General features: G+C 28.8%; 12 protein-coding genes. 6 read left to right on the top strand and 6 right to left on the bottom strand.

Features of this window, described 5'->3' with window-relative positions; all coding sequences use genetic code 11:
- From KQ44_RS03635 to KQ44_RS03650, 4 genes are all read right to left on the bottom strand, one after another.
- Nucleotides 1-249: glycosyltransferase family 2 protein (locus tag KQ44_RS03635; protein WP_143277871.1), on the bottom strand; the 249-nt coding region annotated here is incomplete at its 3' end.
- A 169-nt stretch (nt 250-418) separates the two neighbouring features.
- The gene (locus tag KQ44_RS03640; protein ID WP_096736278.1) at nt 419-1,231 is read right to left on the bottom strand and encodes a vitamin B12 dependent-methionine synthase activation domain-containing protein; all 813 of its coding nucleotides are present in this window, start codon (nt 1,229-1,231) and stop codon (nt 419-421) included.
- Nucleotides 1,232-1,733: 502 nt separating this feature from the next.
- A complete protein-coding gene (locus tag KQ44_RS03645) occupies nt 1,734-4,349 on the bottom strand; it encodes a homocysteine S-methyltransferase family protein (RefSeq protein WP_096736279.1) in 2,616 nt (871 codons plus the stop codon).
- Between the two features lie 64 nt (nt 4,350-4,413).
- The gene (locus KQ44_RS03650) at nt 4,414-5,337 is read right to left on the bottom strand and encodes a methylenetetrahydrofolate reductase (RefSeq protein ID WP_096736280.1); all 924 of its coding nucleotides are present in this window, start codon (nt 5,335-5,337) and stop codon (nt 4,414-4,416) included.
- Between the two features lie 126 nt (nt 5,338-5,463).
- On the opposite strand from KQ44_RS03650, the gene KQ44_RS03655 reads away from it, so the two are divergent.
- The 6 genes from KQ44_RS03655 (at nt 5,464) to KQ44_RS03680 (ending at nt 12,139) form a co-directional block, all read left to right on the top strand.
- A complete protein-coding gene (locus tag KQ44_RS03655) occupies nt 5,464-6,858 on the top strand; it encodes an MATE family efflux transporter (RefSeq protein ID WP_096736281.1) in 1,395 nt (464 codons plus the stop codon).
- A gap of 69 nt (nt 6,859-6,927) precedes the next feature.
- Nucleotides 6,928-7,467 carry a hypothetical protein gene (locus KQ44_RS03660; protein ID WP_096736282.1) on the top strand — a complete coding sequence of 180 codons (540 nt, stop codon included), beginning with the start codon at nt 6,928-6,930 and terminating at the stop codon, nt 7,465-7,467.
- An 11-nt stretch (nt 7,468-7,478) separates the two neighbouring features.
- Nucleotides 7,479-9,014: an NTP transferase domain-containing protein gene (locus KQ44_RS03665; RefSeq protein WP_096736283.1), complete on the top strand. Its 1,536-nt coding sequence runs from the start codon at nt 7,479-7,481 to the stop codon at nt 9,012-9,014.
- Complete coding sequence (locus tag KQ44_RS03670; RefSeq protein ID WP_096736284.1) at nt 8,989-10,119, top strand: hypothetical protein; 1,131 nt, start codon at nt 8,989-8,991, stop codon at nt 10,117-10,119. Before KQ44_RS03665 ends, KQ44_RS03670 begins: the two co-directional genes overlap by 26 nt.
- 68 nt (nt 10,120-10,187) lie before the next feature.
- Nucleotides 10,188-11,069 (top strand): DUF2225 domain-containing protein, encoded by an 882-nt coding sequence (locus KQ44_RS03675; protein WP_096736285.1) that lies wholly within the window; start codon nt 10,188-10,190, stop codon nt 11,067-11,069.
- Nucleotides 11,069-12,139, top strand: coding sequence for an LptF/LptG family permease (locus KQ44_RS03680; RefSeq protein ID WP_096736286.1), 1,071 nt, complete (start codon nt 11,069-11,071; stop codon nt 12,137-12,139). The genes KQ44_RS03675 and KQ44_RS03680 overlap by 1 nt, the downstream gene beginning before the upstream one ends.
- A gap of 74 nt (nt 12,140-12,213) precedes the next feature.
- Here the strand turns inward: KQ44_RS03680 and KQ44_RS03685 are convergent, their stop codons facing one another.
- Nucleotides 12,214-12,588 (bottom strand): GNAT family N-acetyltransferase, encoded by a 375-nt coding sequence (locus tag KQ44_RS03685; protein WP_240516459.1) that lies wholly within the window; start codon nt 12,586-12,588, stop codon nt 12,214-12,216.
- An 81-nt stretch (nt 12,589-12,669) separates the two neighbouring features.
- Entirely contained in the window at nt 12,670-14,406 is a 1,737-nt protein-coding gene (locus tag KQ44_RS03690; RefSeq protein WP_096736287.1) for a proline--tRNA ligase, read from the bottom strand.
- Nucleotides 14,407-14,582: the final 176 nt, after the last annotated feature.

Consider the following 14,582-nt stretch of genomic DNA (forward strand, 5'->3'; position numbering starts at 1 on the left):
AGATGCTTTGATATTACCAGTTTTTCTTGCTAGTAATAATCCTTTATTTACTTCATGTTTTATGTAGACAATTCTTTCATCTTTATATTGAGAAACAATTTCATCACAGTTTTTAGGAGAATGATCATTAACTATTATTATTTCTATGTCTTTAAATGTTTGATTGATTACACTATCTAAACATTTTTTTAAATACTTTTCAGTATTATAAACAGGTATAATTATTGAAAAAAAAGGGATTTTATTCATATATTACTCTGCATCTATAATTAATATACTTTCTATACAAATTATTTATTTGATATAAATATATAACTTTTAAATTTACGGAATTATTTTTTCATCATTTAATAATTATAGGATATAAATATTAAAAGTCAATATAATACTTATATCCTATAAAATTATAAAAAATCTGTTAATTAGCGAAATAATAAGAATCCTCACAGAATGAGACTATAGCACAAGTACTAAGTTCGGGATCCATCATATAGCTTTCCGTAAGTGTAACGTTAAACCTTTCTGGATTTAATTTATCAAATATTATTCTATTGCCATACATATTAGTAAGAGCTTTATAACCAAAAGAATATCTGCAGCCTACATGTTTTCTTTTGCCATTATTTTTTAAATTAAGCAAATTTTCCATATGAGTTTGTAGTATATCAACATAGTTTTCTATAATATGCGTACCTATTGCATTATAGAAGTAGTAATCTTTATAATCATCATTATCGTAAAGACCTTTTAAAAATCCTGCAAACTTATTTCCAAGACTTACAAGTGTAAAACCTATAGTATCTTCATCTTTATCAAAAAAATCTACTATAGAGTTATAAGGTTCTTTTTCCATACGCTCTAAAGGTATCTCTATTTTTTCATCTTTTAATTGATTAGTTTGATAGTCAATATCATATATATAAAGTTTATCATTTTCTGTAATAGTTTTATAAAATCCATAAATCATAACAGATTCTATTAAATTGTTTTCTATGATATTATTTTTCATCTCTTCGTATTTAGGCTCTACTTTGGTTTTAATCATCTCATTATATTTTTCCATATCCTGATTTTTGGCAGAATATCCAAAACCTACTCTGAAAAGCCTAACTTTATTAATCATATCAAAAGCTTCTTTTTCTATCTCTTTATTAAACTCAAAAACTTTTCTTCCATAGAAAGGAGGTTTATTTATATAATGCTGATGATTTTTGTGATTTATTTCTGGCATAATTCTTCCTTTATTGTTATGTTCGCCTCAGCCTGTAATAAGCTAGCGAGTAAACTCACTAGCTGGCTTCGGCTCACTTTATTTATTGTTATATCACCTGTAGGGGTGCTCGCCTTATCGTCTCAAGTAAATTCATTTGCTTGAAGGCTCGTTCTTGCTTTTATTTGTTGTTATGTCACCCGTAAGGGTGCCTACTCGGTCACCTCAGCCTGTAATAAGCTAGCGAGTAAACTCACTAGCTGGCTTCGGCTCACTTTTATTTATTGTTATGCTCGCCTACGCCTATAATGAGCTAGCGAGTAAACCCACTAGCTGTCTTCAGCTCACTTTTATTTATTGTTATGTTCGCCTCAGCCTGTAATAAGCTAGCGAGTAAACTCACTAGCTAGCTTCAGTTCACTTTTATTTACTATTTTTATACACACATAAGATGGCTGCTCATATTATATCAATAATTTATTATCAATTTAATTAAACTCTTTTGGTTAAATTTTTATAATTATTATTTTCCTTTATCTCTGTCAGCTATTATTTCTTTTATTGCTAATATATCATCAAATCCGTCTTTGCAGTAAAATATTTTAGCAGTATCTCCATAAACTTTTTTGCAAGTGTTTTCAACAAAGTCTTTAGTTAAAGCAGCCCCTCCAAGTAAAATAGGTATCTTTAATCCTTTATCTCTAATGTATGCAAGGTTATCTTTCATAACTTCAGTAGATTTTACCAAAAGCCCAGACATACCTATGCAGTCTGCATTATGTTCATGATACGCTTCTATGAATTTTTCTATAGATACTTTAGTACCAAGATTAACAGTTTCAAATCCATTATTTTTTATAATGATTTCAACTAGGTTTTTACCTACATCATGCACATCACCCGCCACAGTACCTAGTATTATTTTAGCCGTTTTCTCCTGTTTCTTTTTCTCTAAAAACTCTGATAAAAAGTCGACACTCTTTTTCATAACTTCCGCAGAACCCAAAACAAAAGGAAGCTGTATAGTACCTTCTCCAAATTTTACTCCTATATCAGCCATAGTAGGAAGTAGTATTTCATCTATTATAGCCTGAGCAAATAATTTTTCTCCTCCAAACTCTTCACTATTTTCTTTTACTTCGTTTAATAAAACCTGCATATCTTTCCATTCGCCGTCAAGCATAGCATCTCTTATGGCTTCTTTTATAGGCTTTTTTATATTTTCTTCAGTGCTTGATTCTTTCTTTTCTTTTTTGTCAGAGAAATGATTTATATAATTTATAAGAGGCTCTTTACTATTGCTTTTATTGTATATTAACTCCCTTGCTAATTCGATCTCTTTTTCATCTATTTTTGATAAAGGAAGTATCTGAGCTACATTAACAATTGCAGTAGTAAGACCATGATTAATAGCTTCATATAGGAATACAGAGTTCATTATTTTTCTAGCTTCTTCTTTAAGCCCAAAAGATATATTAGATACTCCCAAACTAATAGAACATTCTGGATATTTTTTTGATAACTCTTTTATAGCATTAAGAGTTTCAACACCTGCTAAAAAACTTTTTTCATCACCGCTTGCAAGTGTGAATGTAAGAGGGTCAAATATTATATCATGAGGAAGTATTTTGTGAACATTGACAGCACGTTCATACATCCTCTCAGCCATTTTTAATTTATCTTCGCATGTAAAAGCCATTGATTTTTCATCTATTGTAAGAAGCATAATAGAAGCCCCATATTTTTTGGCAAGAGAACATATTGCATCAAATTTTTCTTCTCCCTGCTCCATATTAGCGGAGTTTATTATAGGCTTTCCACCGTATACTTTTAAAGCTTTCTCTATAACATTGGGTTTTATAGCATCAATAACTAATGGCAGAGAAATTTGTTTAACATAAGCTGAAATAATTTTTGTAATATCTTCTGCTTCATCACGTCCAGCCCAAGCAGCATTAACATCTATAGCATGACTTCCAGCTTTTACCTGTTTTATTCCCACATCAAGCATACCGTCCATATCACCTGCGATCATAAGTTCTCTGAATATCTTACTTCCAGTAGCATTGCTTCTCTCACCTATCATCAAAGGAGCAGGCTCTTGTTTTATACTTACAGAATTAAACAAACTTGCTATATAAGGTCTTGGTTTTTCTAATGCAGGTTTTTTGGGTTTCACTCCTTTTACTTTTTTGGCTAATGCTTCTATATGCAAAGGAGTTGTACCGCAGCAGCCTCCTATAAATGAAAGCCCGTTCAAATTAAAAAATTCACTGTTAATATCTGCGAATTCTTCAGGCGTCATACTGTAATATGCTTTTCCATCTCTGTTTTCTGGAAGACCAGCATTACTATGTATTGATATTGGCATGCATGATATTTCAGCAAGTCTTTTTATATGACGCATTGCCATGTCTGGACCTGTACCGCAGTTCATACCTATAGAAAATATATCCAAATTTGAAAGTATTGTATATGCCGTTTCTATATCAGTACCCAAAAGCATAGTACCTTCTTTCTCTATTGTTACAGAAACCATTATTGGTATTTCTTTGTTTAGTTTTTTTGCTGTATCATTAACTGCAAGTATAGCAGCCTTTAACTGCAGTACATCTTGTGCCGTTTCAAGAAGTATAATATCAACTCCTCCGTCTATTAATCCTCTTGCAGCTTCAGTGTAGCCATTATACATTTCATCAAAAGAAATTTGTCCAAGGCTAGGAAGTTTTACTCCCGGACCTAAACTCCCTGCAATAAAAATATCTCTGTTCAAATCGCCTTTAGAATTAGGATTTTTTAAATATTCTTCTCTAGCTTCATTTGCTATTAAGGCTGCACTTTTTGCAAGTTCATAAGATTTATCTGCGATATCATATTCGCTTAATACCCAAGGTATAGCCCCGAAACTATTAGTCTTTGTAATATTAGCATTGGCATTTAAATAATCTATATGTATTTCTTTCATTATATATGGTGCTGTTATATTTAATATTTCATTACAGCCTTCAATATTATTGCCGTCTATAATCCACGCTTCTTTTTTTATTTCTTTTTTTTGAAGTTCTGTACCAGTGGCCCCGTCTATTATTAAATACTGTTCTTTTATAAGTTCTTTTAATTTTTCTTTTATATTATTCATTACTATTTATACTCCAATCATATTTTTTATACTAAACTTATATTTTAATATATAATTTTTAATTTTAAATATTTTTTAATAAACTAACAACAAAATCATAGTTATTCATGCTCATTATATGCATTTTTTTATGTTTTTTAATCATACTGTTAAAAAGATTTGCTGATAATTCATATGCTACTTTTTTCTCTTCTTCTGGAGATTTATCACTTGCATCTTTTAGTTTATTAAGCCAATCTTCAGGTATATAAGCCCCCGGAAGTTTATAATATATGAAATATGCCGTTTTGTATGTTAGGACAGGGAAAAAACCAGGTACTAATACAGGTTTTTCTTTTAATGGAAGTTCGTCTATCCATTTTAATAAAAGCTCTAATCTTTCTATTTCGTATATTGGCTGAGTAAATATTGCCTTAACCCCAGAGTTTGCCTTTTTAGCAAGCCTTACTTTTAGATTGTCATTATTTTTTGCATAACTGTTAATAACACAAAACGGATATATATGTTTTAATGGTTCTTTAAAAGAAAACTCTCCTAAACTTTTACCATTATTCAAATTTTTTATAATGTTTATTAGCAAATTAGAATTGCCTTCAAATACAGCTTTAGCCTGTTTTTGATTTCCATTTGCAATAGCATCTCCAGTAACTGCAAGTATCATTCTCAGATCAAAATAATTTGCACCTATCAAATCATTCTGCAATGCTATTGAGTTTTTATCTCTCATAGTTTGAGTAGTTATGAATGGTTTATTATTATTTAGTCTTTGCTTTAATTGTAATGCAGCAAGTATTGAAGAAATTTTTAAATTAGCAAAAGGAGAATCTGTTACAACAAATGCATCTATATAATCTGATATATTGGCATTATTTATTTTTTCTTCTATGTATCCTAAATCATATTTAGCCTGAGGTGATATTTCTAATGTAAAAGTATATTCGTCTTTGTTTTCTAATTTTTTTATAAAATTTTCTACATTATTATTCATATATTTTATCCTAACAATTATGTTTACTTATATCGTACTAGAAAAACTAAAAAAGTCAAACAAAAAAATCATATTGAAGTTATGAAAAAAAGTTATATACTATTAATACAATTTTAAGGTGATAGTATGAATTCTAATGATGAACATGAATTAAAAGAAACGGAAAGGCAGAATAAAAAATATAAAGAATTAACAGAGTCAAATGTAGAAAGTTTGGTAATAAAAATGGGTATCCCTACGATTATTAGCATGCTTACAACTTCTTTTTATAATATGGCAGATACTTTTTTTGTGAGCAAAATAAATACTCAATCTACTGCAGCTGTTGGAATAGTGTTTTCTATGATGGCAATAATACAGGCTATAGGCTTTTTCTTTGGGCATGGTTCTGGAAACTACATATCTATTAAACTTGGAGCAAAAGAAACAGAAGAAGCATCAAAAATGGCCGCAACTGGTTTTTTGTCTGCAATGATAGTAGGGTTTATAATATTTATACTTGGTACAATTTTTATAAAGCCATTAGCTAATATTTTAGGCTCAACTGAAACTATACTTCCATATTCTATAAGCTATATGAAATATATACTTATGGGGGCTCCATATATGACAGCCTCTTTAGTTCTTAATAATCAATTAAGACTTCAGGGGAATGCACTATTTGCTATGATAGGTTTAGTAACAGGAGCAGTTTTAAATATAATATTAGACCCTATTTTAATATTTCATTTTTCTATGGGCGTAAAAGGTGCGGCTATAGGTACTATAATAAGTCAGTTTGCAGGATTTAGTATACTTTTGGTTGGTACTAATGTATGGGGAACTTTACCTATAAAATTAAGAGACTTCTCCCCAAGCATTCAAAAATATAAGGCTATAATAGTGGGAGGGCTTCCAAGCCTTTGCAGACAGAGTATATCAAGTTTTTCCACTGCTTTTTTAAATGTGGCTTCTGCTCCGTTCGGAGATGCTGCAATAGCTGCTATGTCAATAGTTAATAGGGTTGCTATGTTTGCTAATTCGGCTATTATAGGTTTTGGACAAGGTTTTCAGCCAGTATGCGGATTTAATTATGGGGCTAAAAAATATGAGAGAGTTATAAATGCATTTTATTTTTGTGTAAAAATATCAACTTTTGTATTGCTTCTGCTTTCTGTATTTATATTTATAAATTCTGCACAAATTGTACATATGTTTAATGATAAAGATGAAGCATTGCTTGAAGTGGCATACAGAGCTTTACATTATCAGGCATTAAGTTTGCCTTTATGGGGCTTTATAACATTATCAAGTATGATGCTTCAGACAACTAGAAAAACTATAAGGGCTTCTATATTGGCTGTAGCAAAACAAGGAATATTTTTTATACCTATAATGTATGTATTTCCAAAAATATTTGGGATTACAGGTATAGAAATAGCTCAGCCTTTTGCAGATTTACTAACATTTATATTATCTATTCCTTTAGGACTTAGTATAATAATAGAGATGAAACAGGAATTGAAAAATAAAAGTATTTAGTAATTATTACTAAATATATTTGCAAAATTAATACTTGCAGTTTTCTATTATAGGTATATAATGTAGAATATGGAAATAAAAGATTCTACAAGAAGTGCTTTAGTAAGAAAAGGTAATGAACTCTTTAATCAGAAAGATATAGAAGGTGCTTATAGATGTTATCTTACTGCCTCCTATTTTGGCGGTATAGAAAAAGTTGCTGATTATTATAACTTTGAAAAGAAAAATATAATAAAGGCTATGCAGCTATATAGACTTATTATTAAAGAAGATTCCAATTTAGGTGGTAATGTTAGAGCTAAACAAAAACTTGATAAGTTATGCGAATCTGTAGCTAAAGTATTAAGAAAATGGCTTAAAGAAGATGAAACTTTTAATCAGGATAAGAATAAAGATAAATTGGAATTAGACAGTAAAAATACTTTTCTTCCAAGTGATTATAAAAAAAATAGCCTAGAAGATATTATGAAAGCCAAAGAACAGCTTGATAATAAGGCAAATATAGTAAATGACAAAAAAATGTCTAATCCGCTTCCTTTAAACGTTAAAAAACCTGTGTTTGAACAGATATATACAAATAAACAAAAATCAAATGATAAGAAAAATTAGGAGTTGCTATTATGGAAAAAAATGTAGTAGAAATAGAAAATGCTCTCTCTTCACTATCATCAAAGTTTTCTAAAAATGATACTTTAGTGATAATATTAGCAGCTGGACATGGTAAAAGAATAAGAAGTTCAACATCTAAAATGCTTCATACCATATGGGGAGTGCCTAGTATAGAAAGAGTTAGACTTGCTGTCAGAAATGGTATGCCTAAAAGTAATATTACCATAGTTGTAGGTATAAAAGCCTTAGATGTAGCTAATGCTGTAGGAAAGCAGACTAATACTAATTTTGCTTATCAGAAAGAACAAAGAGGTACAGGTCATGCCGTTAAGGTAGGACTTGAAAAAAGCGATTTAAAAAATATAAAATACTGTTATGTTATATATGCTGACATGGGGCTTATAGATTCTGATACTATGAAAGAGTTTCATGAAGAGTTTTTAAAGTCTAAAACTGATATGATAGTTATGACTGCAATGTATGATGGTCCTAAAGGTAGCAACTATTATGGAAGAATATTAAGAAGCAGAGGTTTAACATATGACGGTAAAAAAAGCAAATACAGACAAGGCTCTCAAGGTAATGTTATAGGTGTTATAGAGTATAAAGATATACTTGCAATGAAAGATGATGAAAAACTTTATAAAACCTATAAAGATGAAAAGTTTTCTTATGAGAAAGATGAACTGTTAGATAATTTTAATGAATATGTAGCTGGTATATATGGCTTTAAAATGAAGCCTTTGGAAGAACTTATACAAAAATTAGAGGCTAATAATGCACAAAATGAACTTTATCTTACAGATTTGATAGAGATGTTTGTTAATAATAATTTATCCATTTCTACTTATATGCCTAAAGACAGCAGAGTTGTATTAGGATTTAATGATAAAACAGTTCTTAAAGAAATGGAATCTATTGCAAGATCTAACGTATATAATAAGTTAAAAAATATAATTACTATATATGACGGAGAGGATTTCTTTATAGATGATACTGTAGTAGAACAGATACTTGAAAGAGATAAAGATGAAAAACCGCTGGATATATATATAGGAAAAGGTGCTTATATTGGTAAAGGCGTTACTCTTAATTATGGAGTTACTATATCACATGGTGCAAAAATAGAAGGAAATGTACATCTTGGTGAAAATGCCTACATTGGAGATAATGTTCTTTTATCGTGTTTGGACAATCAGAGACTTATATTAGATGATAATGTAAAAATATATTCTGGCAATCAGATAAAAGGAAATGTATATATAGGAAAAAATACTACATTAGAGAGGGGAGTTAATGTTACTGGAAGCAATAATCACCCTATTAATATAGGTTCTAATGTACTTATTAAAGGTGTTAGTTATCTTTATGGTTCTATTGTTGATGATAATGCCTATATAGAACACTGTATATTTTACTATTCTCATATAAAAGCACTCCTTGATGAAAAAGGCAATGTTATAAAATGCAGATTTATAAGACCTAAAGAAGAAGGTGTTGAATCTGTAAGTAAAATAGAAGATGGTAAAAAATCTAAAAAGAAGTAGTATATTAATTGCAGCACTCTTGATTTTTTTATATGCTGTTTTGGGTGCACAATATCAAAGGGAAATAGAAAAAGATGCTCCTCCTATTACAGAGCATTATATAAGAATGAGCGGATTTGAGTCGCTTTCTACTTGGTCTATTGCCTCTTTAAGAGAAGAGCCATATATTAGTGAATTATTTGTAGACGGTTATAATAATGTGCATTTTGCATATTATGATAATTTACTAAATACTGCTGTATATGTTACTGGGAAGGAAGGTAATTTTTCAAGGACTATACTAGATAATAATAGAGAATTGGGCAGTTTAATAAGTATAGCAACAAATAATAGCCATATACATGTTTCATATAATAAAGCAAATAAAATATTATATGCCAATGATAACTCTGGTACATTCAATAATTATTTTATGGATTTGAGGCAAAATAGAAAAATTCTTGATTTAAAACTAGTTATGTCAGCTTTCAACTACCCTACTTTATTTTTTGTTGATAATAGAGGAACTTTATCAGTATCAAGATTCTATAGAGATAATTTCTTTTCAGATTTTGTTTATACAAATAGAATAGTTGACAGTGTTTATCCAGTTGCTGAAAAAGACGGATATGCACTTTATATGCATGAATATAATACTGGAAATATATTCTATGGTTCAAGAAAGACAAATACGGCATTTAGATTTTTTGATAACAAAGCTATAGTAACTAATTCTTCAATTTATTCTGTAAATCATGAAGAGCATAACAGATTTCATATAGTATATCTTTCAAAGGATAACAAAATGAATATAAACTATACCAGATTTTATGATGGTACTTTTACTAATTTTACTATAGTTTCAGAAGATGCCGATATAACAGCATTAGACTGTGCATTAGATTATGCAGCACAGATAATGGTTTTATATACAAAAGAAGACGGAAATAAATATTTGTTTATTGACGGAAGAATAATAGATTTATCAATTTTAGGTACAAGCAGCGGAAATGTTAGGTTAATAGCGGCTCAATACCCTTACTATTATTTACTTTACTATAATAATATATTTGATGAATTAAGAATTACAAAGCTAAATATAAGTGATATTGAAAAATTGAAATAAGCCGATAATTGATTTGACATTTTTTTATTTTAAATGTTTATTAAAATAACTGTAAAATAGGATTTTTTATGAGTGATGAACAACCAAAAGTATCGTTTATAGAGAAAAACCCAAGAACTTGCCCAGTATGTAATGGAGAATTTTATCATGAAATGCTTCTTACAGGCGGCGGAAGACTCATAGCTGGAAAATTAAGAAATGATTTAAGAAGAACTTATGAAAAAAGTAAAAAATTTGGTACTGTTTACCCTTTAATATATGTAGTTGTAGTTTGTCCTAATTGTTTATATGCATCTTTTCAGGAAGATTTTAATTTAATAGATAATAAGAAAAAAGATGAAGCTCTTGAAACCTCAAAACAAAGAGAAAAATATATGATAGAGTTTTTTGGAAACGATGTAGATTTCAAAAGAAACAGAACGCTTATAGAAGGAGCTGCTAGTTATTTTCTAGCCATAGATGGATATCATTATCATGGAAAAGATACAGCACCCACTCTTAAAAAGGCATTATGTTCTTTAAGACTTAGTTGGACACTTGAAGATTTAGCAAATGTATATCCTAATGAAAATTATGACAGATTAATACCATTTTTTCAGTATAAAGCAAGTGAACTATATTCAGCTGCAATAGAATGTATGCAAAATGGTAAAGAGAATTTTGAAAAGTTAAAATCATTCGGTCCTGATATAGATAATAATTTCGGATATGAAGGAATGCTTTATATGGGTGCATTGCTTGGAATGGATGCTGCTAAGTTTATACCAGACCCTAAAGTAAAAGCTGAAACATTAGTGCAGGCTAAAAGAAAAATAAGCAAAGTATTTGGCTCTGGTAAAAGCAGCAAATCAAAACCTTCTGCTTTACTTGAAAAAATTAAAGAGCTTCATGTTGCTATAACTGATGAATTAAACGAACTTCATGAACAATATGGTATAGATGTAAGTTAATGAAAAAATTGAATGCGTATTTATTAAAAGAGTTCCTATCTTTTTTCTTTGGTTCTTTATTATTGTTTGTTGTTTTAGTAACAATAGCTGAATTGAGTGGTAAATTATCATATTATGTTCAGCATCCTGAGTTATTAAAATATATAGTTATGTATCATTCATTAAGGATTCCTCATAATATATATTATATATTTCCAGTAGCATTAATGTTTTCTTCTACGTATGTACTTGGAACTTTTGTAAAAAATAAAGAAATGCTTGCTATAGAAAACTCTGGTATTAGTTTATTTAAATTTTCAATGCCGATGTTTTCCATAGTTATATTATTATGTCTTATTCTAGTGCTTTTCTGGCAGTTAGTAGCTGCTCCTTCAAATAAGAAGGCTTTTATAGCAAATGATACTATAAATGGTTTTGGGCAAACAACTAAAAGCGGACCTTGGCAGCTTTTCGGAGGAAATAATTATTTATATTTTATAGACACATATTTTTATCAAGAACAATATATGACTAATACTATTGTATTAAAAATGAATGATGATGGCGGAATAAAATTCAGAATATCAAGCCCTTATATACAATGGGATAAAGATGACAAAAAATGGTATGTAAAAAACGGAATATTGACAACTTTTTCTGATAATAAAGAAATAAATGTTCAGGAAATAAATAATTATCCTTTAGATGTTTTGGAACGTCCTGAACATTTTTATGGCAGACCTCTTTTGGATTCTATGAGTTTAACTGAGGAAGCACGTATTATAAAATTACAAAAGGAAGTAAATATGAATACTTCCAGATTAGAAACCGATTTGCATTACAGAATATCATATTGTTTCTCTGGTTTTATTATTGTTTTATTAGCTTCTTTATTTTCAAAATTTTCTACTCAAAGTGTACTAGTTATAAGTTTGGTAATGGTTATAATAGTTGCTTTAATGTATTATTCTATACTTATGATATTTAGATCTATGGGTGAAGCTGGAAATATGAATCCTTTTATTGCGGCTTGGATGCCTAATATTATATTTGCAATACTTTGTATATTGGCATTTAAAAAATTCCATTAATCTATTTATATTGATCTATTGATTTTTCCATTATAACAGCATTAAATTGATTATTATAATATTTTTTCTTACAGCTATTTTTTAAATCCATTTTTTATATAAAAATTTTTAGCTATTATATTATTCTCATGCAAGTCTAGTTTGATACTATTTACATTGTTAGCACTTGCATCATTAAATAAATATGACAATAATTTTTTACCATATCCTTTATTATTTGGATAAACTGCTATAAATATTATATCTATTTCTGGTGAAAGCAAAAAATAAATTAAGAAACCTTTTATTTCATTATTATCTTTAAGGATTAGAACATTATGATATTTATCTTCTATATATTGTTTTAAATTATTTTCGGATAAACTAATATATTCGCTTTTTGAAGAGATAAAGAGAATTGAATTAATTATATTGTTATCAATATTATTTACAGATTCTATATTTTTCATAAATTTATTTTTTAAATTTTAAATTAAAAAAAATGAATAAGAAATATAATTTTATACTCTTATTCATTTTATAAATTTATATTATAATTTAGAGTTTATTTCATTAAATAGTTCTTCTTTTTTTGCTTTTACATATTCAACTATTTCATCTGCTTTTACTTCAATACTTTCAGATGAACTTCTAAGTTTGAACTCAACTACTCCCCTCTGAAGAGATTTCTTACCAACCATTATTCTCATAGGAATACCTATTAAATCGCAGTCATTAAGTTTTACTCCTAGTCTTTCTTTTCTGTCATCGAATATAGTTTCAACTTTTAAAGCATTGAGAGCCTTGTAAATCTCTTCTGCTTTTTTAAATGATTCTTCTCCTTCTTTATCAATAGCTACAACTATAGCCTCATAAGGAGCAACACTTATAGGAAATATTATACCATTATCATCATAATTTTGTTCTATAACAGAAGCCAAAGCCCTATTAACACCTATTCCATAACAGCCCATTATAGGTGTTATCTCTTTATTGTTTTCATCTAATACTTTAAAATTGAAAGCCTCTGTATATTTATCACCAAGTTTAAAAATATGTCCTAACTCTAAACCTTTTTTCTGATATAAAGTCTCTCCGCATTCTGGACATTTATCGCCTTCTTTTGCAGTTCTAAAATCACCCCATACATCAATATCAAAATCTCTTTGTACATTAACATTTTTTATATGAGTATCATCTTTATTGCCTCCTACTATTGCATCAGCTACAGATTTTATAGAGTTATCAGCAAATATTTTTATTTTCTTTTTTAATCCTATAGGAGAAGCAAAACCAACTCTAGCTCCTGTAACTTCTTTTACAGTATCCTCATCGGCAAGTTCTATATCAAGTCCTCCTAATGCATTAGAGAGTTTGGTTTCATTAATTTCTAAATCGCCTCTAATAGCTACTAGTATAACTTCACCATCTTCTGTTTTATAAATTATACTTTTTATAAAATTATTTGAAGATGTATTAAAAAACTTTTCTAAGTCATTTATAGTTTTTATATCTGGAGTATTTACTTCTTCTAATGGTTTATCAGTGTAAGATTTTAACTCTTCATCTTTTTTAACATTAGCTTTTTCAACGTTAGCTCTGTAACCGCATTTAGAACAGAAAATTATAGTTTCCTCACCTACTTCACTCAATACCATAAACTCTTCACTTCCTTCTCCTCCCATAGCACCGCTGTCTGCTTTTACACTTACAGTATCAAGTCCCATTCTTTTAAAAATTTTAGTGTAGGCTTTGCTCATATCATTGTAAGTTTTATCAAGACATTCTTTAGTTATATGAAATGAATAAGCGTCCTTCATTGTAAACTCTTTAGAGCGTATAACTCCGAATCTTGGTCTTATTTCATCTCTGAATTTTGTATGTATTTGATATAAAGTTAAAGGTAAATCTTTATATGACTGTATTTCATTCTGTGCTGTTATGGTAAAAGCCTCTTCATGAGTAGGTCCCATAGCCATATCAACATTATTTCTGTCTTTCAATCTGAATAATTCTTTTTTAAATCTTTCCCATCTTCCAGAAGGCGTTAATAATTCTTTAGAAACTAGTATGGGCATTATGCATTCATTAGAACCTATAGCGTCCATTTCTTCACGTATGATATTAGATATTTTACTTAATACTCTCACTCCCAATGGCAGATAAGAGTAAAGTCCGTTTGATATTTTTCTAGCAAGTGCTGCTCTAAGCATTAATTTATTAGAAGCTATTATTGCATCACTTGGTGCTTCTTTTAATGTAGGCATAAATAGTTTCGATAAACGCATAATATTTCCTTAAAATATTTTTTTAATAATGATATATTATAAAATTAAAATTATCAACTAATATATTTTTAAGTTTTATGAAAATGTATTAATTATTAAAATTATTAAATGAATACATATATAGTATTGACAATATATTATTGTGTGTTATTCTAATGCATAAGGAATTGTATATG

Source organism: Brachyspira sp. G79 (assembly GCF_002379365.1).
Classification (GTDB): Bacteria; Spirochaetota; Brachyspiria; order Brachyspirales; family Brachyspiraceae; genus Brachyspira.